The sequence below is a fragment of the Paraburkholderia sp. RL18-101-BIB-B genome, from assembly GCF_046026985.1.
Classification (GTDB): domain Bacteria; phylum Pseudomonadota; class Gammaproteobacteria; order Burkholderiales; family Burkholderiaceae; genus Paraburkholderia.
On sequence record NZ_JARESV010000257.1, the window covers coordinates 1 to 216 of the forward strand.

The 216-nt window shown below is 56.9% G+C and carries 1 protein-coding gene; it reads right to left on the reverse strand.

The features are described 5' to 3' along the window. A partial coding sequence (locus tag P0D73_RS46980; RefSeq protein WP_408436611.1) for a helix-turn-helix domain-containing protein occupies nt 1–216 on the reverse strand: 216 nt, incomplete at both ends.

A 216-nucleotide genomic window follows, 5' to 3' on the forward strand; every position in this document is an offset into this window, starting at 1 on the left:
ACAAGCCACGCTCGAGCCAGCGATACAGCTGCCGGCGATTCACGCCGGTCGCTTTCTCGATCGCGTGTACTGGCTCGCCTTGTACGAAAAGCTCAAGTGCATGCATTCGTTGCCTGATGAGCTTGCGCGCTTCGTTATCCAGATCGGTCCATGCAGTACCTGGCCACGTTGCGAGATCGATTGCCTGCAGTTCAGGCTTGCGGCGATTCATAAACC